The sequence below is a fragment of the Chromobacterium paludis genome (assembly GCF_008275125.1).
In the GTDB taxonomy this organism is placed as follows: Bacteria; Pseudomonadota; Gammaproteobacteria; order Burkholderiales; family Chromobacteriaceae; genus Chromobacterium; species Chromobacterium paludis.
The window spans coordinates 3,539,425-3,562,156 of the sequence record NZ_CP043473.1; the positions used below are offsets into that span (position 1 = coordinate 3,539,425).

The window sequence follows — 22,732 nt, forward strand, 5'->3', positions numbered from 1 at the left end:
CCTGTTTATGCATAACAGATTAGACTTGAATGACCAGCAACGCCAATGCCAAGCTGCTCCAAGGCATGAATCGCTCTTGCGGACAGGGCTGAACTTTATCTTGCTGTTTTTGCTTGGTATTGTTCAGATGATGGCAATCATATGAAAACCCGACGGGAGCAAGCATGCGCTATCCAGACTCTCACAAGGCCCAGACCCGCCAACGCATCGTGGCCATGGCGGCCTTGCGCTTCCGCGCCGAGGGCCTGGCCAATGTCGGCATCGCCAACCTGATGGCTGACCTTGGCCTGACGCATGGCGGCTTCTACGCCCACTTCGACAGCAAGGAACAATTGGTGGCCGCTGCCTGCGGCGAGGCCTTGCGCCAGCAAAACCAGCAATGGCGGCAGAGGCTGGAAGCAGCGGCCCCGGGCGACGGTTTGGCGGCCTTGGCGTCGGACTACCTCAGCCCCGCCCACCGCGACCTGCCCGACTCCGGCTGCGCGCTGGCGGCGCTGGGCGACGAGCTGGCGCGCCAGGGCGCTGCCGTGCGCCGCCAAATCGGCGAGGAAGTCCGCGCCTTGCTGGCCACCCTGGACCAAGCCCGGCAAAAAGACGGCCGGAGCGGCGAAGCGCTGACCGACCTCGCCCTGATGATGGGCAGCCTGGCGCTGGCGCGGCTGATAGACGAGCCAGAACTCTCACAGCGGCTGCTGCGGCAGGCGCGGGAGCGGCTTGCCAACGAAAAATAGCAACGTCATAATTTTTCATTTCAGGACGCGCCATGCGCAACGGCATCCATCCCTACCACGAGCGCTTCTTGCCGGAACTGGCGCCCCTGCGCGCGACGCCCGCCGGCGTGGAGCCGGTCAGCGCTTTGCGCGCCCTGTTGAACGACCCGATGCGCGGCCGCGGCGAAAACGCGCGCGTCTGGCTGGAACAGGACCGGGCCATGGGCGTGGTCGGCTGGGTGGCGTCCAATGTGCCGCACAACGGCGAACTCTACGGCGGCCCTCTGCTCGCCGCGCACAGGCCGGCCTTGGACAACCTGATAGCGGCCTTGCTGCGGGAAGCCGCCGCCGCAGGCGCGCGTTTCGTTCATGTCGCAGCAAACGAAAACGAAACGGACAAACACGAAGCGTTGCTGGCCCACGGCTTCCGGCCTACTTTCCACTTCCTGACCTTGCGCGCCGCCAGCGCGTCCATCGCGCCCAGGCCTATGCCCGCCGGCTGGCGCCGGGTCGCGTTGCGCGACATGGACTGGCCGCAGCTGGCGGCCTTGTTTGGCCGCGCCTTCGCCGAGGTGCCCCACGTGCCGTATCACGCGGTGGAAAAATTGCGCCAGGATTGGCTGGAGGCCGATGGCGAAGCCAGCCAGGTATGGGCGGCGCCGGACGGCCGCTATCAGGCCTTTCTGCTGGCCACGGCCGCTGGCCGGATCGAAGCGGTGGGCGTGGAGGCGGCTTGCGCCGGCCAGGGCGTCGCCGCCGCGATGTACGGCGCTACGGCCGGCGTTTTCCATGCCCGCGGCGTCGCCGCCCTGGAGGCGATGGTGGCGGATATCAACGCCGCCTCGCTGGCCCTGCATCGCAAGCTGGGCTTCAACGAGACCGCGCGCCGGGGAATCTACCGCAGGGCGCTGGACCTGGCTGCCGGCTAAGGCGCGGCGCTGCGCGGCTGCAGGCAGGCCTCGCGCGTCTCCTGCAGCAGGCGGTCGAAATCGCCGCTGTCCTGCAACGCCTTCAAGCCGCGATTGAAGCGATCCACCAGTTCCGGCCCGCGCGCGTGCTTGCGCCAGATCACCACGTGCAGCGGCGCCGCCCAAAAAGTCTTGGACTGCGGCTCCAGCAAGGCGCCTTGCGCCGGGGACAGGTGATGGGCGATCAGATACTTGCCCACTTCCAGGTCTATGGGGAACAAGTCGATGCGGCCGGCCAGCAACTTGCGCAAGTTGATCATGTCGTCCGGCGCGCTGTCGACGAGCAGCGAGCCATTCTTGACCTGGGCGTCGAAGTCATCCGAATAGTAATTGCCGACGGTGACGCCGACGTGCGCGCCCTTCAAGTCGCTCCACTGGCTCCAGTTCAACCGGTGGTCCTTGCGCTGGAAAAACACCATGCGCGCGGACAGCACCGGCACGGTGTAGAGCAAATCGCGCTTGCGCTCCGCCGTCGGCGCCCAGCCAAAGCTGCCGTCCACTTGGCCGTTGCGCGCCGATTGCAAGGTGCGGTTGTTGGGGTAATAGCGGTAGGTGACGTCCACGCCGCCGCGGGCGAAGGCCTCCTTCACCAGCCGCGACAATATCCCGTCGTAAGGCAGCTCCTGGCCCATGTACGGCGGCCATTCCTGATTGGACAGGGTGATCTTGAGGCGAGGGGCAGCCTCAACCGGAGCCGTCAGCAGCGCGGCCCAGCTCAGGATACCCAGCAGCATGCCGTGGTATCGCATTTCGTTTTCCCGATTCCTGCAATGTAAGGAGCCGTCAGTTTGTTATATATGCCGCAAACGGTCTCTTGGTGAGAATAACCGCCCAGCCCGGCCGCAGCAATGAAAAACGCCCGGTGCAATTCACACCGGGCGCGACTGGAAACGGCTGGGCGATCAGCGGTTCTTGGGCGGGCTGAACAGCGCGGACTTGGGCGCGGCCGGTTTGGCGGAGCGGCTGCCCTCGGTGCGCGCGCCCTGGCCTTGCCCCTGGCGCGGGCCGCCGTTGCGGCCATGGCCGGCCGGCTTGCTTTCGGTCTGGTGGCGCGGCTTAGCCGGCGCGTTGCGCGGCTGGCCCTGCCCTTGGCCGCGGTTCTGGCCTTGGCCACGGCCTTGACCCTGCGCGCGCGGCGCGCCCTGGCCGCGGCCGCGGGCGCCGCCGCCCATCGGAATCGGTTCCGGCTTGACGTTGAGGTCGGCCTCGAAGCCCGGCACGGTGAAGCGCTCGATCGACATCTTGATCAGCTTCTCGATGTCGCGCAGGAAGCTGAATTCATCCACGCACACCAGCGACAGCGCCTCGCCCGGGCTGCCGGCGCGGCCGGTGCGGCCGATGCGGTGCACGTAGTCTTCCGGCACATTGGGCAACTCGAAGTTGACCACGTGCGGCAGCTGGTCGATGTCCAGGCCGCGCGCGGCGATGTCGGTGGCCACCAGCACTTGCAGCTCGCCGCTCTTGAAGTCGGCCAGCGCGCGGGTACGCGCGTTCTGGCTCTTGTTGCCATGGATGGCGGCGGCCGGGATGCCGATCTTGTCCAGCTTTTCGGCCAGCCGGTTGGCGCCGTGCTTGGTGCGGGTGAACACCAGCACCTGGAACCAATTGTGCTCGCGGATGAGATGGATCAACAGCTCGGTCTTCTTGTCGCGGTCGACCAGGTGTACCTTCTGCGTCACCAGCTCGTTGGTGGTGTTGCGGCGCGCCACTTCCACCAGCTTGGGGTTGTCCAGCAGCTTGTCGGCCAGCGCCTTGATCTCGTCGGAGAAGGTGGCCGAGAACAGCAGGTTCTGCCGCTGGGCCGGCAGCTTGGCCAGCACTTTCTTGATGTCGTGGATGAAGCCCATGTCCAGCATGCGGTCGGCTTCGTCCAGCACCAGGATCTCGACGCCGGACAGGTCGACGGTCTTCTGGCCGACGTGGTCCAGCAGGCGGCCCGGCGTCGCCACCAGGATGTCCACCGGCGCGCGCAGCGCCTTGATCTGCGGATTGATGTTGACGCCGCCGAACATCACCAGCGACTTCAAGGGCAGATATTTGCTGTAGGTGCGCACCGACTCTTCCACCTGGGCCGCCAGCTCGCGCGTCGGCGTCAGCACCAGCGCGCGCGGGCGGCCGGCGTGATGGCTGGGCGCGCGCATCAACAGCTGCAGCAGCGGCAGGGTGAAGCCGGCGGTCTTGCCGGTGCCGGTCTGGGCCGCGGCCAGCAGGTCGCCGCCTTGCAGCACCTGGGGAATCGCCTGAGCCTGAATCGGCGTCGGCGTGGTATAACCGGTGTCGGCCACGGCCCGCAATAACGGTTCGGCCAGGCCTAGGTCAGCAAAGGTAAGATCGGACATAATATGCTCCTGCGACGGCCCATCGCAGGAACTGCGACCAATCCAGGCTGACGGGTGAATTGAGTTGTACACTCTGGGTGGGTGGCGCGCGGGACTGGCACTCGCGCGGAGCGCCGAAGTTTACAGTCAATCGCCAGCGATGGGAACATGCAGGCCCCGCCGCGGCAACGCGGCGTTTTTTGATGTTGTTTCAGAGGATTCCATATGCCCCATGCCTCTTCCCGGCTGATCGGTTCGCTGCTGCTGCTGCCGGCGCTGGCCTTGGCCAGCCAGAACGACCGCCCGCACGCGGGTGGCGCGGAGCGGCCTGCGGTCCAGACCGCGAAGAGTCCCGCCGACACGCAGCCGGTGGCCACCGACTTTCACTGCGAGCAACCGGCCAACGCCGTGGAAAGCATGGTATGCCAGGATGAGGGCCTGACCCGCCTGGACAACCGTCTGGAAAAAGCCTGGAGCCAGGCGCTGAACAAGGCCGAGCAGAGCGGCAACAGCGCGCGCGGCAAGCTGCTGTCGGAACAGAGGCGCTGGGTCAAAAGCCTGCGGGAGTGCATGAAGAACGACGACCCGCACATGTGCCTGGGCGACACCTACATCCTGCGCATCTCTCAGCTGCAGGCAGCCTGGGGCCTGGCGCCGGCGCTGACGCCGCTGCGCTATCAGTGCCGCGGCCAGTTCGACGTCACCATCCTGGCCACGTTCTACCGCACCCGCCCCGCCACCGCCAAGCTGGAACGCGGCAACGCCCTGGTCATCGTGCACCAGGACATCAGCGGCAGCGGCGCGCGCTACCAGGGCCAGGGCGTGGAATTCTGGATCAAGGGCCGCGACGCCAGCGTCAACTGGCGCGGCGAATCGCTGGAGTGCAACACCCTGCCCACGCCCTGACATGGCGCCGTCGCGCGGCAAGCGTTAGAATCAGGCCCCGCGCGCAATCCGGCGCCGCGGTCAACCGCAAGCCGCAAAGACCCGTCATGGCCCTGAACGCCACCATCTACAAAGCCACGCTCACCCTGTCCGACCTGGACCGCGGCTATTACGCCACCCATCCGCTGACCCTGGCCCAGCATCCGTCCGAGACGCTGGAGCGGATGATGCTGCGCATCGTCGCTTTCGCCCTGCACGCCAGCGAGACCCTGGCCTTCACCCGCGGACTGTGCGCGGACGACGAGCCGGAGCTGTGGCAGAAGAATTATTCCGATGAAATCGAACTGTGGGTGGATCTGGGCGAGCCGGACGAGAAGCGGCTGAAGAAAGCCTGCTCCCGCGCCGACCGCGTGGTGTTGTACAGCTATGGCGGCCGCGCCAGCGAAGTATGGTGGGGCCAGAACGAAAGCAAACTGTCGCGCCTGGACAAGCTGGAAGTATACCGCGTGGACTTTGAGTCCCTGCAGGCGCTGGCCGCGCTTGCCGAGCGCGGCATGCAGCTGACCGCCACCATCCAGGATGGCCAGCTGTGGCTGTCCAATGACGCCCAGAACATATTGATCGCGCCGCAGCGCTTGAAGTGAGGCATCGCGCCGGAGTGCGGGGGCAGGCAACACGCCGGACCCCGCGGCGCTTACAATGAGCGCCATGGCCACCCTCAAATACCTGCTTCACTATCCCCCCGCCCTGGTGCAACAGGCCCAGGCTCTGCTGGACGCCGGCGAGCTGGATGCCCTGTTGCGCCGCAAATACCCGGACCGCCACGAGGTGCAGACCGACAAGGCGCTGTACCAGTTCGTCGCCGATCTCAAGCAGCGCTATCTGAAAAACGCCCCGCTGCCGGCCAAGGTGCTGTACGACAGCCAGCAGCATCCGCTCAAGGGCACGCTGGGCACCAACACCGCCATCTCACGGGTGCAGGGCGGCCGGCTGAAAAGCAAGAATGAAATCCGCATCGCCGCGCTGTTCCGCGAGCTACCCTTGCCCTTCCTGCAGATGATCGTCGTGCACGAGCTGGCCCACCTCAAGGAGCGCGAACACGACAAGGCTTTTTATCAGCTGTGCTGCCACATGCTGGCGGATTACCACCAACTGGAATTCGACCTGCGATTGTGGCTGAACTGCCGCGACCTGGGCCTGTCCTGAATTTTATATATTTCAATTAATAATAACATTTTAGTTTTTTATTATTTTTAAACCTATAAAGGCCACGCTACAGTCGAGCATCGCACACGCCGGGGCCAGCCATGCTCACTTCCTTGCACGATTTCGATCTGATCATCCAGCCCGGCTGGCGCAACTCCGGCCCGGCACATTGGCAAAGCCACTGGCAGCGCCGTCTGGGCGCACGCCGCGTAGACAACGCCGACTGGGACCGGCCGCAACGCCAAGACTGGCTGCATGGCCTGGAGACGGCGCTGTCGCGCTGCGACAAACCGGCGCTGGTCATCGCGCATAGCCTGGGCTGCATCGCCGTCGCCCACCATGCGGCGCGTCATCCCGGCCGCATCGCCGGCGCCTTGCTGGTGGCGCCGGCCGATGTGGAGCGCGCTTTCGTCCCCGCCGAACTGATGGATTTCGCGCCCATCCCGCGCCAGCCGCTGCCGTTTCCGGCCCATATCGTCGCCAGCAGCGATGACCCCTTTTGCCAGCCGGCGCGCGCCGCGCGTCTGGCCGGCTACTGGCAGGCGCCCATTGCCTGGCTGCAACACGCCGGCCACATCAACGTGGACTCCGGCCACCGCCAATGGGAGGAAGGCTGGCCGCTGCTGCTGCGCCTGGCTGGCCGCGCCCGCCTCGGTCTGCCCTCCCCCGTCGAATCCGACGCGACAAGCATGGTCTAGACTGAAGCATCGTTCACGCTGCCCGTCCCATGCCATGCGTCTAGCCCTTGCCGCCCTGTTCGGTCTGCTGTCGCTCTGTCTGCGTGCCGAAGCCACGCCCATGCCGCTGCAGCGCATCGGCATCACCGTGGGCGCGCTGGACAATCCCTTCTACCAAGCGCTGGTGCGCGGCGCCATCCAGACCGCCTACGGCATCAACCCGGGCGTGCAGATCACCTCGCTGTCAGCCAATTTCAACCTGCCGCGCCAGCGCGAGCAAATGCGCCAGCTGATCGCGCAGAAACCGGACCTGATCCTGCTTGGCGCGGTGGACAGCCATGCCATCGCTCCGCAGGTGCGGGCCGCGCGCGCCGCCGGCATCGTGGTGGTGGCGGTGGATGTGGATGCGCCGGGGGCGGACGGCATCGTCAAGTCCGACAGCCGGCAGGCCGGCGAGATCGGCTGCCGCTACCTGGCCGAGCGCCTGGGCGGCAAGGGCGCGCTGCTGATCCAGGGCGGGCCGCCGGTCAGCTCGGTCAGCGACCGCATCGCCGGCTGCCGCGCCGCCCTGGCGCCGTTTCCAGGCATCCGCGTGCGGGAGGGCGCCAATGGACTGGGCTCCAGCCTGGGCGGCCAGCGCGCGCTGCAAAGCGATCTGGCGCGCCATCCCGACATCGACGCCGTATTCGCCATCAACGACCGCCAGGCGCTGGGCTGCGAAAAAGCGCTGTCGCCGCAAGAATGGCGACATGTCCGCATCGCATCGGTGGATGGTTCGCCCGACATCGAACAAGCGCTGGCCCGGCCCGGGCCCATCGTCGCCTCGGCCAGCCAGTCGCCTTACCGCCTGGGCCACGAAGCGATGCGGCTGGCGCTGCGGCTGATGATGGGCCAGAAGACGCCGCGCGAGGTCACGGTGCCGGTGACGCTGCTGACCCGCGACAATCTGCGCGCCTATCGCGGCTGGCAGAGCCAGCTAGCCGCGCCGTCGCCGCGCTGAGCCGCGCGACCGCTTTGACCTGGGTCGTCCGCGATGTCACACTGCCGGTCCGACATCGTTCACCAGATCAAAGGATTTGCCATGTTTGCCTCCCGCCCGCTCAAGGCCGGCCTTCTCGCCGCGCTGCTCGCCATGCCGCTGCTGGCTCACGCCGACGCCGCCCAGGAAGCCGGCGCCAAGGAACTGGCCGCCACGCTGAATCTCAGCAATATGCTGCCGGACCTGGCGCAACGCACTTCCGCCAGCGCGGTGCCGCTGCTGCAGGAATACTTCGTCAAAAACAAGGTCCAGCTGAATGAGGCGCAGCAGAAGAAGGTGCAGGCCGGCCTGAAGGGCTATGGCGAAAACATCCACAAGCTGGCCACCGACTATTTCGGCTCCGCCGCAGTCAAGGCGCAGTTCGAGCAGACCGTGGTGAAGAGCTTCAGCGCCCAGTTCAGCGCCGACGAGCTGAAGCAGATCAACGCCTTCTACAAGTCCGCCGCCGGCCAAAAACTGATGAAGCAGCAGCCGCAGATCATCAACAGCATCGCCGGCGAAACGCTGAAGACCGCGGAAAAGACCCTGCTGCCCAAGATGCAGGCCGCCGCGGAAACCTACGGCAAGACCATCGCCAAGAAGTAATCAATCCAGCATCAGGCTGAGCCGGCGCGCGCGCTCCAGCGCCGCGTCGGCGCCGGTCGACTCGTCCTGCCACACCCAGACCTGGCAGCGCCGATCCAGCATCTCCACCAGCCACAAGCGGCTGCCGCCTTGCAGCTCCACCCGGCGCGCCCGCACCGGCCGCTGGTAATTGAACACCACCATGTCGCTGGTCCTGACCGTGCCTGTCGCCGTCATGTCGCTCTCCCCGCAAAATTGCCTGCCGCACCCCACGCAAAACCCATGCCATCCATCCTCGGTCGCCTCGGGCTATAACTGACACATTGCTCCGTCCGCCACGATGCCGCCCATGCGCCTGTTCGCCATCCTCCTGGTCTGGATCGCCGCCGCGCCTTGCCTGGCGCTCGCCGCAACAAGCGTTACCATCCTGACCGACAACGACTACGCGCCGTACTCTTACGAGGCAGACGGCCTGGCCCGCGGCATTTACAACGACATCCTGCGCGCCGCCGCCGAGCGGATGCCGGACTATCGAGTGGACTTGCGGCCCGTGCCGTGGAAGCGCGGCCTGGCCGAGCTGGAGGCCGGACGCGCCCTGGCCTTGTCGCCGCCCTACTTCCGCCCGCATGACCGCCCCTTCATGCAGCCCTATTCCGTGCCCATGCTGACCGAGCGCATCGCCGTCTATTGCCGCCCCGACGCGATGAAGCGGCCGCGCCCGAACTGGCCGGACGATTACCAGGGCCTGCGCTTCGGCAACAACGCGGGCTTCAAGCCGGGCGGCGACGCGTTCTGGCGGCTGGTGAGCCAGGGCAAAATCGCCCTGGAAGAGGCTGCCAATATCCGCGCCAATCTATTGAAAGTGCTGCGCGGCCGTCTGGACTGCTATCTGAACGACGACCTGGCCATCCAGTTGGAGCTGGCCCGGCTGCAACGCCAGCACCTGTACGAAGCCGGCCAGCTGGCCAAGGCCGCGACCGTGTCGGAAGAGCAGGGCTATGTCGGTTTCACCAACCGCGACGCGGGCCACTTTCCCTACAAGCAGGACTTTCTGAAACAGCTGAACCGGGCACTCACCGCCATGCGCCAGGATGGCGAGATCGACCGCATCGTCGAGCACGCGCTGCAGGCGGAACGCGAGCGAGATCCCACGCCCTCGTTTTGACAGATGCAAAAAGCGCGGCTTAGCATGTGGCGTTGCCCCAACCGAAAGCATCAATGGAAAACCGCAAACTGGCGGTGCTGATAGACGCCGACAACGCCCAATCATCGTTGATCGCCGAGCTGCTGGCCGAAGTGGCCAAGTACGGCACCGCCATCGTCAAGCGCGCCTACGGCGACTGGACCACCACCCAGCTCAAGGGCTGGAAGGAAGTGCTGCACCAGTACGCCATCTCGCCCATTCAGCAGTTCGCCTACACCAAGGGCAAAAATTCCACGGACTCCGCGCTGATCATCGACGCGATGGACCTGCTCTACACCGGCAACTTCGACGGCTTCTGCCTGGTGTCGTCGGACAGCGACTTCACCCGCCTGGCCACCCGGCTGCGCGAGGGCGGGCTGACCGTGATCGGCCTGGGCGAGCAGTCCAAGACGCCGCGCCCTTTCATCGCCGCCTGCGACAAATTCGTGTTCACGGAAATCCTGCGTCCGGCGCCGCCGGCCAAAGCCAAGCCGGAACCGGCCGCCGACAAGCCCAAGACCCGCGCCACCCGCTCACGCGCCAAGCCCGCGCCCACGAAGGAACGCCATCCGCTGCAGGACATGTTCACCTCCGCCATCGAGGCGGTGGCGCGCGACAGCGGCTGGGCCGAGCTGTCCGCCGTCGGCTCCTACCTGGCCAAGAACGATCCCTCGTTCGACCCGCGCAACTGGGGCCACGGCCGGCTGTCGCAAATGGTGAAGAAGCTGGATTTTCTGACCGTGCAGGAAAGCCGCAACGGCTCCAAGCTGCACAGCGAAATCCGGCTCAAGCAGGATGCCGAGCCGCCCGTCCCGGACGCGCCGGTAGAGGCCGCCGCGCCGCTCGACGAAACGCCGGCGCCGGCGGCAGCGCGCAAGAAGCGCAGCCCGCGCAAGAAACCCGCGACGACCGGCTGAAGCTGGTACGTTAATTGCAATGGCCTGCCCCAAGGCCCCAACGACCTCAAGCAAGGACAGATCATGCAGATTCGTGAAGCCAATCTGGAAGACCTCGCCGCGATACTGGACATCTACAACGAAGTCATCGCCACCACCACCGCCGTCTACAACGACGATCCGCTGACGCCCGGCGAGTTCGCCGTCTGGTTCCAGGACCGCACCGCCGCCGGTTACCCGGTGCTGCTGGCAGAAGAGGACGACGGCCGCGTGCTGGGCTTCTCCAGCTTCGGCGATTTCCGCACCCGCCCCGGCTACCGCTTCACCGTGGAGCACAGCGTGCACCTGACCGCCGACGCCCGCAGCAAGGGCATAGGCACCGCCTTGGTGCAGGCGCTGTTCCCGCGCGCCAAGGCGATGGGCAAGCACACCATGCTGGGCGCGGTGGACGCCGACAACGAGGCCTCGATCCGCTTCCACGAAAAGCTGGGCTTCGTCCAGGTGGGCCGCCTGCCGCAAGTGGGCTTCAAGTTCGGCCGCTGGCTGGACCTGGTCTATCTGCAGCGCTTCATCGACGACGACGCCACCAGCGGCCCGGCCGCCGACGCCTGACCGCCCCGGCCTCGTCCTGGTATAGCGCGCGGCCGCCCAGCAGGCGGCTGACGCGCGCCGCCAGCGCGGCGGCCAGCGCCACCGGCAATAGCATGGAATACGCGCCGGTCAGCTCCATCAGCATCGCCACCGCCAATAGCGGCGCCCGCGCGGTAGCCGCCAGGAAAGCCGCCATCCCCACCAGCACCGCCCCGCCGCCCGGCAGCCAGCCCGGCAGCGCCAGATTCAGCAACTGGCCGGCCAGCGCGCCGCCGGCCGCGCCGGCGAACAGCATGGGCGTGAAAATGCCGCCCACCGCGCCGGAGCCGCTGGTGGCGGCCGTGGCGGCCAGCTTGCACAGCAGCAGGGTCAACACCAGCTGCCAAGCCGGCTGGTGGCCCAGCAGCCACGACACCGTGCTGTAGCCGTTGCCCCACATCTGCGGCCAGAACCAGGCCAGCCCCCCCACCACCGAGCCGCCCAGCGCCATGCGCAGCGGCAAACGCATAGGCAGGCGGCCAAAGGCGTGGCGGCCCAGCTCCATCAGCTTCAAGAACAGCGGAGACACCGCGCCCAGCCCCAGCGCCAGCAGGCAGTAGCCGGCCAGGGCCAGGCGATCAGGCAAGGCCAGCGGCGGCGGCTGATACAAGGGGGACAGGCCAAACAGATGATCGACGGTCAGGCTGGCGGTCAAGGCCGCCAGGGCCAGCGCCGGCAGGGCGCGCCAGTCCAGCCGCCGCCACACCACCTCGCAGACGAAAATCACGGCTGACAGCGGCGCGTGATAGGCGGCGGCCCAGCCGGCGGCGATGCCGCAGGCCACGATGCGCCGCCGGCGCGGCAGCGACATCGGCAGCAAGCGGGTCAGCAAGGAGCCGCCCTGCGCCGACAGCGCCACCATCGCGCCCTCGCGGCCGATGGAGCCGCCGCTGGCGACGGTGCAAAACGACGACAGGCTGTTGACCAGGGTACGGCGCAGGCTCAGGTGGCCGTCGCCGACACGCACCGCCTCCAGGTAGTCGCCGGCCGCCGCGCCGCGCAGCAGGCGCCGGCCCTGCTCCAGCACCCAGCCTGCCACCAGGCCGCCGATGATCGGCGCCAACGCGCGCTGCCACGGCGCCAGCCGGCTGGCGATTTCCACCAGGCCGCCGCCATGCCGCGCCAGCGCGTGCTCACCCAGGTGCAGCAGCCCCTGAAAACACAGCACCAGCAAGGCGCCCAGCGCGCCGCAAGCGGCCGCGAACAACGGAATGAGGACAAAGCGATGATGCCGGGACGACTGGAACATGGCGATGGAGCGGAACGCGAGGTGACGATGACTGGCGCCAAGACTAGCAGAGGCGCCAGGGACGGGAAATGAAAAGCGCCGCAGTTTCCTGCGGCGCCTCTCTGATCGCAACTGTCGAATGCAGTGCTTTTTTCTTGATTGTCTCTATTCTCGTCCTTTGTACGACTCAGCGCACTTCCGCAACAATATCCCTAGTGAACACTTTTTCGCAATACTTGCATTTCATTTTTGTATCGTGAGCGACTGTTTTGACGTAGAAATAGCTGGTCACCGGCTCGTTGTGAGAGACGCAATTCGAGTTCGGGCACGAGAAAATGCCCTCCACTGCTTCCGGCAGGGTCAATTTGTGCTTTTTGACCACTTCAAAATTTTCTATGACATTGACTGTGGCTTGCGGCGCGAACAGCGCCAGCTCGTTGGCCTGCTCCTCGGTCAGCGCCACGTTCTCCACCTTGATCAGGTCCTTGCTGCCCATGTGGCGGCTGGACAGGTTGAGGCCGACGGTGACGCGCTCGCCGGTTTCGGCCAGCTTGAACAGACGCAGGATCTTGATGCCTTCGCCGGCCGGGATGTGGTCGATGACCGTGCCTTGCTTCAGCGCTTCTACGGTGCGGGTATATTGCATGATCTTGTCCTTTTCTTGCCTGATTACACGGTCTCGTTCAGTACCAGCGACAGCAGCGCCTGGCGCGCGTAGACGCCGTTCTTGGCCTGCTCGAAGTAGTAGGCGTGCGGCGTGGCGTCCACATCCACCGCGATTTCGTCCACGCGCGGCAGCGGGTGCAGCACCTTCATGCCGGGCCGCGCGGTTTTCAGCATCTCGGCGCGCAGCGCGTACTGGCCCTGGATTTTCTTGAATTCGGCCTCGTCGAAGCGTTCGCGCTGCACGCGGGTCATGTACAGGATGTCCACTTCCGGGATCACGTCTTCCAGGCTCTCCGCCACGGTGTACTGGATGCCTTTCTCGTCCAGCTCCTCGCAGATGTAGTCCGGCATCGCCAGCACTTCCGGCGCCACGAAGTAGAAGCGCGCGCCGAACAACGACAGCGCCTGGGCCAAGGAGTGCACGGTGCGACCGTATTTGAGGTCGCCGGCGAAGGCCACGGTCAGGCCGTCCAGCCGGCCCTGGGTCTCGCGGATGGAGAACAGGTCGAGCAGCGTCTGCGTCGGGTGCTGGTTGGAGCCGTCGCCGCCGTTGATCACCGGCACGGCGGAGAATTCGCTGGCCACGCGCGCCGCGCCTTCCTTGGGGTGGCGCATCACCACCGCGTCGGTGTAGGAGCTGATGATCTTGATCGAATCGGCCAGGGTCTCGCCCTTCTTGGCGCTGGTGTTGCCGCCGTCGGCGAAGCCGATGATATTGCCGCCCAGGCGCTGCACGGCGGTCTCAAACGACAAGCGGGTGCGGGTGGACGGCTCGAAGAAGCAACTGGCCACCAGCTTGTCCTGCAGCAGATCGCGGCGCGGGTTCTGCTTGAGGCGGCCGGCGGTATCCACCACCAGTTCCAGTTCCTCGCGGCTGAAGTCGGGTATGGAGATGATGTGCTTGCGGTACAGTGGATTGGCCATGATCGCTTTCCTCATGTTGGCGTGGTGTGGACGAAAAAAAAGCCCCTGAAATCAGGGGCTCTTTTTACGAAATACGGGAGTTTCGGGAACGACGGAGCGGAACGGCGACGCCGCCGCGCCACCCAGACGGGTGTCAACGGTCTTGCTGCGCTGTCTTGCTGCCTGTTTCATGCCTGCGTTCCGAACAAAATTGCGGGAATATATAACGCCACTCCGCGCTTGACAAGCCCAGGCCATCACTACATGCATATGAGTTGACATTGGCCAGGGCGAATGCCCGCTTGCCATGACGGGCGCGCAACGGTCTTGCAAAACGCGCCAAGCGGGCTGATGCTTGTAGTAAGAACGCCGCCTACCGCGCCTGGACCCACCCCTATCCCGAACACAGATGAAAAAGCGCATCGACGTCAGCGACCTCAAGGTCGGCATGTATATCCATGATCTGAACAGCGACTGGATGTCCCATCCTTTCCTGGTCAACCGCTTCATGGTGCGCAAGGAATCGGAGATCCAGAAGATCATCGAATCCGGCATTCACGAGGTCTACATCGACACCAGCAAAGGCCTGGACTTGCCGTCCGCGCCGACCGAGCACGAGGTGCGGCAAAAGCTGGAAAGCGAGCTGATCGAGATCGCCAGCCGCCACAACGCGCCGCCGCGGCGAGTGGAGGCGGCCGAAGAGTTCGGCCGCGCCCAGCTGGTGCACAGCGAGGCCAATCTGATCGTGCGCAACATCCTGCAGGACGTGCGCCTGGGCAAGCAGGTACAGCTGGAGCAGGTGGAGCCGCAAGTGGAAAAGCTCACCGAATCCATCCTGCGCAACAACGGCGCCCTGCTGTCGCTATGCCGCATCAAGGACAAGGACAACTACACCTTCCAGCATTCGGTCAGCGTCGGCGCGCTGATGGTCAGCTTCTGCAACGCCATGGGCATGAGCCGCGAGGCCATCCACCATGCCGGCATAGGCGGCATGCTGCACGATATCGGCAAGATGAAGGTGCCGGACGAGATTCTGAACAAGCCGGGCAAGCTGACCGAGCAGGAGTTCAAGGTGATGAAATGCCATGTGGTGGAAAGCCAGAAAATCCTGCACGCCACGCCGGGCATCCCCGAAACCGCCATCCTGGTGGCCGGCCAGCACCATGAGCGCCACGACGGCAGCGGCTATCCGGCCGGACTGAAGGGCGAGGAGATTTCGCAACTGGGGCAGATGGCGGCCATCGTCGACGTTTACGACGCGCTGACCTCGGAACGCTGCTACCACAAGGGCATGGCGCCGACCGACGCGCTGCGCAAGATCTACGAATGGTCCAAGTTCCACTTCAACCCGGAGCTGGTGCAGGCCTTCATGCGCGCCATCGGCATTTACCCCATCGGCACCCTGGTGCGGCTGGAAAGCGGCCGCCTGGGGGTGGTGGTGGAGCAGAACGACAGCAACCTGGTCTCGCCCAAGGTGAAGGTGTTCTTCAGCCTCAAGAGCAATACCCACATCGCGCCGGAAATCGTGGACTTGTCTCGCCGCATGGGCGCCGGCGGCGGCGACAAGATCGTCAAGCACGAGTCGCCGGAAAAGTGGCACATCGACCCGCTGCGCTTCCTGTAGGGCGGATGCCCCGCTCGCGGGGCGATCCGCCCGGCCATCGCCGCGCCAAGCGTCCCCAATGAGCCAAGGCCAGGCAGAACGCCCGCCTAGCGGGCTTCCGCCCTACCGGTAGTCCCCCCACACCGCTTGCATGGCGCCGACGGCTGCCAAGGCGGCGGTTTCGGTGCGCAGGATGCGCGGCCCCAGCTTCAGCGGCGTCCAGCCCGCCGCCAGGGCGGCATCCTCTTCCGGCCCGGAGAAGCCGCCCTCCGGCCCCACCATCAGCCAGCTGCGCGCCGGGCGCTCGGCCAGCTCGGCCAGGCTTTTGTCACCGCGCGGCGACAGGATCAGCCGGATATCGGCCGCTTGCCGCTGCGCCAGCCATTCATTCAAGGTCAGGATCGGCAACACTTGCGGCACCGTATTGCGGCCGCTCTGCTCGCATGCCGAGATCACGATTTCCTGCCAGCGCGCCACGCGCTTGTCGGCGCGCTCGCCGCTGAGCTTGACCACGGAACGGCCGGCGGCGATGGGCTGGAATACCGCCACGCCCATTTCCACGCCCTTTTGCAAGGTGAACTCCATCTTGTCGCCGCTGGAAATGCCTTGGGCCAGACCCAGCCACAGCGGCGTTTCACGTGAAACGTCATCAAAGCGCTCGATCACGCATTGCGCGTCGCGCTTCAACACGGCGGAAAGCTCGGCGTGGTATTCGCCGCCGCGGCCGTTGAACAAGGTGATGGCGTCGCCGGCGTTCAGCCGCAATACTTGGACATGGCGCACCACGGCGTCCGGCAGGGACAGTTGCTGGCCGACCGCGAGGTCGGCGTCTAGATAAAACCTTGGCATCGGATATTGAAAGTCGCTGTTGATACCGGTATTTTGCTAGGTTTGCGCCATTCGGCAAACCGCTTTCGCGTCGGGCCGACGGCGTGGGCAGGAGGAACAGGATGCAAGTGCTGGAACAGGTGATGCAGCTGGTGCGCGAGGTGGCCGCCCGCGAGGTGATGCCGCGCTTTTTGCATGTGGGCAAAAGCCGCAAGGACGACGGCACCCTGTTCACCGAGGCCGACCTGGCCTGCCAGCAAGCCTTGCAACAAGGCCTGCCCGCCATCCTGCCGCACCCGGTGCTGGGCGAGGAAATGGAGCGCGAGGAACAGGACGCCTTGTGGGCGGCCAACCAGGATGGGCTGTGGGTGGTGGACCCGATAGACGGCACCACCAACTTCGTCAACGGCCTGCCCTATTTCGCCATTTCGGTCGGCCTGCTGGTGAACGGCAAAAGCGAGCTGGGCGTGATCTACAACCCGGTGTCGGACGAAATGTTCTATGCCCGCCGCGGCCGCGGCGCCTGGCTGAACGGCCAACGCCTGCCCTTGAAGACCATCAATAACTGCATGGGCGACGCCATCGCCAGCGTCGAAGTCAAATACCTGCGTTCCGGCAAGCTGGCCGCTCGCATCGGCAGCGTGGCGCCGTGCGGCAGCCAGCGCAATATGGGCTCCAGCACCTTGGACTGGTGCTTCCTGGCCGCCGGCCGCTACGACCTCTACCTGCACGGCGGCCAAAGGCTGTGGGACTACGCCGCCGGCGCCGTCATCGCCGAGGAGGCCGGCGCCTGCCTGGCCAGCCTCAATACCGACGACTACTGGAGCGACGTGATCTGGAAACGCTCGGTGGTGGCGGCCATCACGCCGGAGCTGTTCGCTCAGTGGCACCGCTGGGTGCGCGCCAACCAGTAAGCGCTATTTCAGCCGATTCCAGTTCAGGATCGCCTCTTTCTTGTTGTCGGCCTGGGCGCCGATGGCCGGGCAATTGCCCTTGTCCGGATAGCGGCTGCACTGCACCCAGATGCGGCGGGAGCCAGCCTTGACCAGCTCGGCGCGCGCGCCGCATTTCGGGCATGGCTGCGGGGCCAGCGGGACGGTTTCGGTCATATTCTCTTCCTCAAGCAGACGGGGCCCTGGCGGGCCCCGTAATGGTTTCTTCACAGAAACAAGCTTAGCTGCTGCCTAAGGCCGGCGGCAAGCCGCCCGGCGTCGCCTAGCGCTTGCGCGCCAGCGACTGCATCGGCAAGGCGTAGCCCTGCTGGCGCACGAAGTCGGCCACGAAGCCGCCCAGCAGCAGATGGGTGTGCGTGGTCGGGTGCAGATTGTCCCAGAACACATAAGCGTCGGCGTTCGCACACTCCGGCCGCGGCGTCTGCGCCGAAACATAGGGCAGGCTAGCGTTGGCGGCGATGTTCAGGCAGGACTGGGTGGCATTGCTTACCTGGTACTTGCCCGGATTGGCCAGCAAGTCGTTGAACATGGCGTACGCGTCGAACAGGCCCAGCTTGAGGCTGGCGCCGTATTTCAGGCGCAGATTGGCCACCAAGGTCGCCAGCTTGGCGTTGTAGTCGCGGACTTGCTGCGACAGCTGGGCGGCCTTGCCGCCGCTGCTGCCCGACGGGGTGCGCGACAGGTCCGGCAGGCTCAGCACCACAATGTTGCGGCCGCCGGCGACGATCACCTTCTCCAACGCCTTGCCCTGGTCGGCGATGACCTGATCCACGGTGCGGCCGTAGTTCAACAAGTCATTGCCGCCGATCAGCATGGTGAACAAGGTGTTCTCCGGCCGGTAGTTGGGCGCTTTCTGCATGTACTGGGTCCAGGAATCCACCTCCTGCAGCAAGCCCGGCACCACCAGGTGCTGATCGGCCGCCGCGCCGCCTATCGCCCAGTTGTACATCGGCAGCTTCAGCTTGTCGGCCAGATACTCCACCCATACCGGGCCGTTGCTGAAGCGGCCGACATACCAGCTCTTGGCCGTGGGCAGCTTCCATTGCGAGGCGCCGTACATGTTCTGGGTGTCGGACAGGCTGTCGCCGAACACCACCAGCTTGTTGATGGCATTGCCCTGGGCCGCGCTGTCCAGCGACCAGATGGTGTGGTTGTAGGACATGAAGTTATTGGCGGCGGCCACCAGCGCCAGCGGCTTGTTGATGCCCTGCTTGGCCAGGGTCTGCTGGCAGACCGAGCGCAGCGCGTCCTGGGACACGTCGCTATAGAACATATTCTTCAGCGCGACGACGCTGCCGGACCACCAGTAGCCGTTGACGCGGTAGTAATCCCCGCTGGACGGATCGGTGGCCCAGACATAGCTGGTTTGCGGCTTGGTCGACGCCGCGTCCAGGCGGTAGTAGCAGCGCAGATAGGTATAAGTGGCGCTGCCGGCCTGCGGCTTGGCCTGGCTGGCGGCGGCGCGCGCCTCGCCATCGGACAAGGGCTTGCCGGCGGAGAGCACGCCGTCCAGCTCATCGCTGGGCGGCTGCGCGGTTTGCGCCAGCGCCGGACCGGCCAGCATGCCGGCCAGGGCGGTCAATGCGAAAAATCGTTTCATGTGTTCACCCGATATCTTGTTTTTGGACAGCGGTCCGCGCGGCAGGTCCAAACCGTGGACAAAGGCATCGCATCGACCGCATGCGCACAGGATACCAAGTAAATAAATTTAAAATGAAGCGTTAATTTTTAACAAAATAATTGATTTAATCACCGGCCTTGCCGGACAAACCGGCAAAAAAACCGCCGGCAAGCGGCGGTTTCCTCCAGGGGCATTCAGGCTCAAACGCCCAGCAGCACCGTTTTCAGCGGCGGTTTGCCGTCCGCGCTGGGGAAATCCTCGTCCGGGACGATCCACTCCGCCGAACGCACTTCGCGGCCAGCCTTGGCGGCGCTGCGCTTCAGCGACTCCAGCCAGGCCTCGCCGTCCACTTCTGCAACATTATTGCAACAAATCAGCATGCCGCCCGGCGCGGTGGCCAGCAGGGCCGGCTTGAACAGGGCCTGGTAGTCGTTGACCAGATCCACCACGCCGAAGGGGCTCTTGGAGTAACGCGGCGGGTCCAGGAACACCAGATCGAACTGGCGCGCCTCCAGCTTGGGGAAGGGCGGCATCTTCTTGCCGCGCACGCGGTCAGGCTGGCCGATGCCGGACAGCTGGCGCACGGCGGCGAACACGTCGCTGTGCAGGCAGCGCGGCCGGGTGGCCAGCAGGTTCAGCTTGGCGTTGGCGCGGCCCACGCTGAGGCTGGACTCGGAGAAGTCGACATTCAGCACGAAGGTGGCGCCGGCCTTGGCCGCCGCCACGCCCACGCCGCAGGTGTAGGAGAACAGGTTGAGCACGCTCTTGCCCTCGGCCAGCTGCATCACGCGGCGGCGCGCGGCGCGCAGGTCCAGGAACAGCCAGGGGTCCTGGCCCTTGTGGCGGGCCTGGTAGTGGAAGGCCACGCCGTTTTCGCGGATGGTCACGTCCTGCTCCGCCACCGCCTGCTCCGCCAGCGGCAGCGCGTTGCGCACGCGCGAGTGGGCCTCGCTGCGGTCGTTGTACACCAGCGCCAGCTCGGGCAGCGTCTCGCGGTAATGGGCGCGGATCTCGGCCAATTCGGCCTCCTCCAGCGGGCGGTGGAAGCTCTGCGCCAGAATCTGCGCGCCGTAGCGGTCTATGGTCAGCCCGGGCGCGCCCTCCACGCTGCCGTGGAACAGGCGGTAACAATCGGTGTCTTCGGCGGCGAGGCGCGCCACAAGTTCGGCGCGGGCCGCGTCGGCGCGGCGGAGGAGTTCGGTCAGAGTGGACATGGAGGCTTTCGATTTCGGTTCGGCCGGGCCGCGATACACGCCGCGGCCGGCTCAAAACCGAATTGTAAGCCCTGGCGGACGGCGCGCCAAACGCCGCACCGTCCGGCGAGCCTTAGCGCGCCTTCGCCAGCGCCGGCAGCGCGCCGGACGAAGCCAAGAAGTCCGCTACCGCGTTGCCCAGCAGCATGTGGGTATGCGTGGTCGGATGCAGGGTGTCCCAGAACACGAAGCTGTCGGCATTGCCGCAATTGCTGCGCGGCGACTGCGTCTGCATATAGTTCAGCGACGAATCCTGATTGATGTTCAGGCAGGACTGCGTGGTATTGCCGACCTGGTACTTGGCCGGATTGGTCAGCAAGTCGTTGAACAAGGCGTAGCTGTCGAACACCTGGATATTGACGCCATACTGCTGGCGCAGCGAAACGGCCAGCGCGTCCAGCTTCTGGTTCAGATCCAGCACCTGCGCCGCCACGGCGGCGCCGCCGCTCTTCAGCTGGAACACCGGCGCGCGCGACACGTCGGGCAGCTTCAGCAGCAGGATGTTGCGGGCGCCGGACTGGATCAGACTGGTCAGCGCCTGCTGCTCGCCGGCGATCACCTTGTCCGGCGTGCTGCCGTAATTGACCAGATCATTGCCGCCTATCCACATGGTGAACAGCGTGGTGGCCGGGTTGTAGTTGGGCGCCTGCTGCATGTATTGCTGCCAGGACTGCACCTGCTGCACCACGCCCGGAATCACCAGTTGCTGCGTGGTGACGCCGGCGCCGCCTATCGCCCAGTTATACAACGGCAGCTTCAGCCGCGAGGCCAGGTACTCCACCCACACCGGGCCGTTGCTGAAGTGGCCGATATACCAGCTGTTCCGGTTGGGCAGCGTCCACTGCGAGGCGTTGTAGACATTCTGGTTGTCCGACAGGCTGTCGCCGAAGGCGATGATCTTATTGATGCGGCTGCCCTGCCCGGCCGGGTCATTGCTCCACACGCTGTAATTGAAGGACAGAGCGTTGTCGGCGGCGAACACCATGGCCGGCTGCTGCGGGATGCCCTTGGACGCCAGGGTGCTCTGACAGACCGAACGCAGCGCGTCCTGCGTCACGTCGCTGTAGAACATGTTCTTCCAGTCGAACACGCCGCTCCCCCACCAGTGGCCGTTCAGGCGGTAGTAATCGCCGCTGGAGGGGTCCAGCGCCCAAACATAGTCGGTGCTCGGCTGGGTGTTGCCGCTGCCGGTGCGGTAATAGCAACGCACATAGGTGTAGGTGGCGGAGCCCGGCACCGAGGCGGCGCTCATGCGCGCCGACGCGCTCGCGGCACCGGTCGACCGCTTGGCCTTGGGCAGGCCCTGCTTGAGCAATGCGGCGCGGCTCAAGGGGCCGGCAGGCGACAGAACGTGGGTGTAACGCGCGTCCGGCGCCACATCGGCATTGCCGGCAAAAGCGGGCGCGCTCAAGGCGGCGCCCAGCAACATCCATGCTTTCATGCATTCTCCTCTCGGATGAGTCGGTGGGTAAAACATCGGCAAAATGGATACGGCTCCAGCACCATAGGAAGAGAATATGAAATTTGTATATTTGTCGGACGAAAAGGCTGTAAGAAATAGATCAAACGCTCGACTGACTGTCGTGATCTCGCCAGCGCAACATGGGCGCTGTCGATTCGAATCGCATATGCCATAGTGAGTGAGAGTCCACCCGCAGAGGAGAGCGCCGCCATGCAAGCCAGCCGCGAACTGCTGAAAACCCTGTACACCATGGCCATGCTGGTGGAGGCGCGCGACGCCTACACCGGCGGCCACCTCTGGCGCGTCTCGCGCTACAGCCTGCTGCTGGCTCAGGATCTGCAACTGCCTCAGGCCGAGGCGGAACGCATCGCCCTGGGCGGCTTTCTGCACGATCTGGGCAAGATAGGCGTGCCGGACGCGGTGCTGAACAAGCCGGACCGGCTTAGCGACGAAGAGTACGAAGTCATCAAGACCCACCCGCAAGTGGGCGCGGATCTGCTGGTGGATCATCCGCTGTCCGGATTGGTGATAGACGCCGTGCTCAGCCACCATGAAACTCCGGACGGCAGAGGCTACCCCAACCGGCTGTCCGGCAAGGCCATTCCGCTGGTGGCGCGCATCGTCGGCATCACCGACGCCTTCGACGCCATGACCAGCACCCGTCCCTATCGCAAGGGCATGCCGCTGGAAAAAGCGCTGTCCATCATCGAGGACTGCAGCGGCACGCAGTTCGATGCCGATCTGGCGGGCCGCTTCGTCGCGCTGGGCCGCACCGGCAAGCTGGATCACATCCTGGGGCATAGCGAGCCAGGCGTGCCGATGCAGGCCTGCCTATCCTGCGGCCCCATCATCGCCGTGCCTTCGGACAGCCCGGAAGGAACGGAAATCCATTGCCCGTCCTGTGGCGGCGGCTACCGTATCAGCCGCCGCGACGGCTCGCTGGCGCTGTCGCCCACCGGCCAGCGCGACCTGGTCAGGGCGCGCCAGCCCCGCGCCAACAACGGCTTGATAGACCGGCTGTTGGCGGAAAACCAGCGGCTGCAGCCGCGCAAGCGGCCTGGCCTGTTGGAAATGCTGTTTGGCTGAGCGACACGTGGGTCATATTGGTTGCCGCAACAATGCGCATGGTATAGATTTCG

The 22,732-nt window shown here is 65.4% G+C and carries 26 protein-coding genes; 14 read left to right on the top strand and 12 right to left on the bottom strand.

Features of this window, described 5'->3' with window-relative positions; genetic code table 11:
* Positions 1-19: 19 nt before the first annotated feature.
* Positions 20-166, bottom strand: coding sequence for a hypothetical protein (locus FYK34_RS20560; protein WP_168209779.1), 147 nt, complete (start codon positions 164-166; stop codon positions 20-22).
* On the opposite strand from FYK34_RS20560, the gene FYK34_RS16725 reads away from it, so the two are divergent.
* Together FYK34_RS16725 and FYK34_RS16730 are read left to right on the top strand one after the other, a co-directional pair.
* The gene (locus FYK34_RS16725) at positions 165-731 is read left to right on the top strand and encodes a TetR/AcrR family transcriptional regulator (RefSeq protein WP_149298369.1); all 567 of its coding nucleotides are present in this window, start codon (positions 165-167) and stop codon (positions 729-731) included. The two genes, FYK34_RS20560 and FYK34_RS16725, sit on opposite strands and share 2 nt — an antisense overlap.
* Positions 732-763: 32 nt before the next feature.
* Positions 764-1,639, top strand: a complete 876-nt coding sequence (locus FYK34_RS16730; protein WP_149298371.1) for a GNAT family N-acetyltransferase — start codon at positions 764-766, stop codon at positions 1,637-1,639.
* On the opposite strand, the gene FYK34_RS16735 is transcribed toward FYK34_RS16730, so the two are convergent.
* Positions 1,636-2,427 (bottom strand): substrate-binding periplasmic protein, encoded by a 792-nt coding sequence (locus FYK34_RS16735; protein ID WP_196782520.1) that lies wholly within the window; start codon positions 2,425-2,427, stop codon positions 1,636-1,638. The genes FYK34_RS16730 and FYK34_RS16735 overlap by 4 nt on opposite strands.
* Positions 2,428-2,580: 153 nt before the next feature.
* Positions 2,581-4,017, bottom strand: a complete 1,437-nt coding sequence (locus FYK34_RS16740; protein ID WP_149298373.1) for a DEAD/DEAH box helicase — start codon at positions 4,015-4,017, stop codon at positions 2,581-2,583.
* Positions 4,018-4,221: 204 nt separating this feature from the next.
* On the opposite strand from FYK34_RS16740, the gene FYK34_RS16745 reads away from it, so the two are divergent.
* From FYK34_RS16745 to FYK34_RS16770, 6 genes are all read left to right on the top strand, one after another.
* A complete protein-coding gene (locus tag FYK34_RS16745) occupies positions 4,222-4,902 on the top strand; it encodes an MliC family protein (protein ID WP_149298375.1) in 681 nt (226 codons plus the stop codon).
* An 86-nt stretch (positions 4,903-4,988) separates the two neighbouring features.
* Positions 4,989-5,525, top strand: coding sequence for a YaeQ family protein (locus FYK34_RS16750; RefSeq protein ID WP_149298377.1), 537 nt, complete (start codon positions 4,989-4,991; stop codon positions 5,523-5,525).
* A 64-nt stretch (positions 5,526-5,589) separates the two neighbouring features.
* Complete coding sequence (locus tag FYK34_RS16755; RefSeq protein ID WP_149298379.1) at positions 5,590-6,087, top strand: YgjP-like metallopeptidase domain-containing protein; 498 nt, start codon at positions 5,590-5,592, stop codon at positions 6,085-6,087.
* Between the two features lie 101 nt (positions 6,088-6,188).
* Entirely contained in the window at positions 6,189-6,785 is a 597-nt protein-coding gene (locus FYK34_RS16760; RefSeq protein ID WP_149298381.1) for an RBBP9/YdeN family alpha/beta hydrolase, read from the top strand.
* Positions 6,786-6,819: 34 nt separating this feature from the next.
* Positions 6,820-7,764 carry a substrate-binding domain-containing protein gene (locus FYK34_RS16765; RefSeq protein ID WP_149298383.1) on the top strand — a complete coding sequence of 315 codons (945 nt, stop codon included), beginning with the start codon at positions 6,820-6,822 and terminating at the stop codon, positions 7,762-7,764.
* Between the two features lie 81 nt (positions 7,765-7,845).
* Entirely contained in the window at positions 7,846-8,388 is a 543-nt protein-coding gene (locus tag FYK34_RS16770) for a DUF2059 domain-containing protein (RefSeq protein WP_168209780.1), read from the top strand.
* On the opposite strand, the gene FYK34_RS16775 is transcribed toward FYK34_RS16770, so the two are convergent.
* Entirely contained in the window at positions 8,389-8,604 is a 216-nt protein-coding gene (locus tag FYK34_RS16775) for a hypothetical protein (RefSeq protein WP_149298387.1), read from the bottom strand.
* A 112-nt stretch (positions 8,605-8,716) separates the two neighbouring features.
* Between FYK34_RS16775 and FYK34_RS16780 the strand changes: the two genes are divergently transcribed.
* From FYK34_RS16780 to FYK34_RS16790, 3 genes are all read left to right on the top strand, one after another.
* Positions 8,717-9,532 (top strand): substrate-binding periplasmic protein, encoded by an 816-nt coding sequence (locus FYK34_RS16780; RefSeq protein ID WP_168209781.1) that lies wholly within the window; start codon positions 8,717-8,719, stop codon positions 9,530-9,532.
* Positions 9,533-9,585: 53 nt separating this feature from the next.
* The gene (locus FYK34_RS16785) at positions 9,586-10,467 is read left to right on the top strand and encodes an NYN domain-containing protein (RefSeq protein WP_231137300.1); all 882 of its coding nucleotides are present in this window, start codon (positions 9,586-9,588) and stop codon (positions 10,465-10,467) included.
* Between the two features lie 63 nt (positions 10,468-10,530).
* A complete protein-coding gene (locus FYK34_RS16790; protein WP_149298391.1) occupies positions 10,531-11,058 on the top strand; it encodes a GNAT family N-acetyltransferase in 528 nt (175 codons plus the stop codon).
* On the opposite strand, the gene FYK34_RS16795 is transcribed toward FYK34_RS16790, so the two are convergent.
* The 3 genes from FYK34_RS16795 to pyrB all read right to left on the bottom strand — a co-directional run bounded on the left by FYK34_RS16795 (position 11,015) and on the right by pyrB (position 13,894).
* Positions 11,015-12,325, bottom strand: a complete 1,311-nt coding sequence (locus FYK34_RS16795) for a chloride channel protein (protein WP_149298393.1) — start codon at positions 12,323-12,325, stop codon at positions 11,015-11,017. The two genes, FYK34_RS16790 and FYK34_RS16795, sit on opposite strands and share 44 nt — an antisense overlap.
* Positions 12,326-12,491: 166 nt before the next feature.
* Entirely contained in the window at positions 12,492-12,950 is a 459-nt protein-coding gene (pyrI, locus tag FYK34_RS16800; RefSeq protein WP_149298395.1) for an aspartate carbamoyltransferase regulatory subunit, read from the bottom strand.
* A 23-nt stretch (positions 12,951-12,973) separates the two neighbouring features.
* Positions 12,974-13,894 carry an aspartate carbamoyltransferase gene (gene pyrB / locus FYK34_RS16805; RefSeq protein WP_149298398.1) on the bottom strand — a complete coding sequence of 307 codons (921 nt, stop codon included), beginning with the start codon at positions 13,892-13,894 and terminating at the stop codon, positions 12,974-12,976.
* A gap of 388 nt (positions 13,895-14,282) precedes the next feature.
* Between pyrB and FYK34_RS16810 the strand changes: the two genes are divergently transcribed.
* Positions 14,283-15,497: an HD-GYP domain-containing protein gene (locus FYK34_RS16810; protein ID WP_149298400.1), complete on the top strand. Its 1,215-nt coding sequence runs from the start codon at positions 14,283-14,285 to the stop codon at positions 15,495-15,497.
* Between the two features lie 102 nt (positions 15,498-15,599).
* Here the strand turns inward: FYK34_RS16810 and FYK34_RS16815 are convergent, their stop codons facing one another.
* Positions 15,600-16,325 carry a 16S rRNA (uracil(1498)-N(3))-methyltransferase gene (locus tag FYK34_RS16815; protein WP_149298402.1) on the bottom strand — a complete coding sequence of 242 codons (726 nt, stop codon included), beginning with the start codon at positions 16,323-16,325 and terminating at the stop codon, positions 15,600-15,602.
* Between the two features lie 101 nt (positions 16,326-16,426).
* On the opposite strand from FYK34_RS16815, the gene FYK34_RS16820 reads away from it, so the two are divergent.
* Positions 16,427-17,218, top strand: coding sequence for an inositol monophosphatase family protein (locus FYK34_RS16820; protein WP_149298404.1), 792 nt, complete (start codon positions 16,427-16,429; stop codon positions 17,216-17,218).
* 3 nt (positions 17,219-17,221) lie between these two features.
* Here the strand turns inward: FYK34_RS16820 and FYK34_RS16825 are convergent, their stop codons facing one another.
* From FYK34_RS16825 to FYK34_RS16840, 4 genes are all read right to left on the bottom strand, one after another.
* Positions 17,222-17,413 (bottom strand): Lar family restriction alleviation protein, encoded by a 192-nt coding sequence (locus tag FYK34_RS16825; protein WP_149298406.1) that lies wholly within the window; start codon positions 17,411-17,413, stop codon positions 17,222-17,224.
* Positions 17,414-17,519: 106 nt separating this feature from the next.
* Positions 17,520-18,857 (bottom strand): SGNH/GDSL hydrolase family protein, encoded by a 1,338-nt coding sequence (locus FYK34_RS16830; protein ID WP_231137301.1) that lies wholly within the window; start codon positions 18,855-18,857, stop codon positions 17,520-17,522.
* 221 nt (positions 18,858-19,078) lie between these two features.
* Positions 19,079-20,092 (bottom strand): class I SAM-dependent rRNA methyltransferase, encoded by a 1,014-nt coding sequence (locus FYK34_RS16835; protein ID WP_149298408.1) that lies wholly within the window; start codon positions 20,090-20,092, stop codon positions 19,079-19,081.
* 112 nt (positions 20,093-20,204) lie between these two features.
* Positions 20,205-21,572, bottom strand: coding sequence for an SGNH/GDSL hydrolase family protein (locus FYK34_RS16840; RefSeq protein ID WP_231137302.1), 1,368 nt, complete (start codon positions 21,570-21,572; stop codon positions 20,205-20,207).
* 231 nt (positions 21,573-21,803) lie between these two features.
* On the opposite strand from FYK34_RS16840, the gene FYK34_RS16845 reads away from it, so the two are divergent.
* Positions 21,804-22,679 carry an HD domain-containing phosphohydrolase gene (locus FYK34_RS16845; protein WP_149298410.1) on the top strand — a complete coding sequence of 292 codons (876 nt, stop codon included), beginning with the start codon at positions 21,804-21,806 and terminating at the stop codon, positions 22,677-22,679.
* Positions 22,680-22,732: the final 53 nt, after the last annotated feature.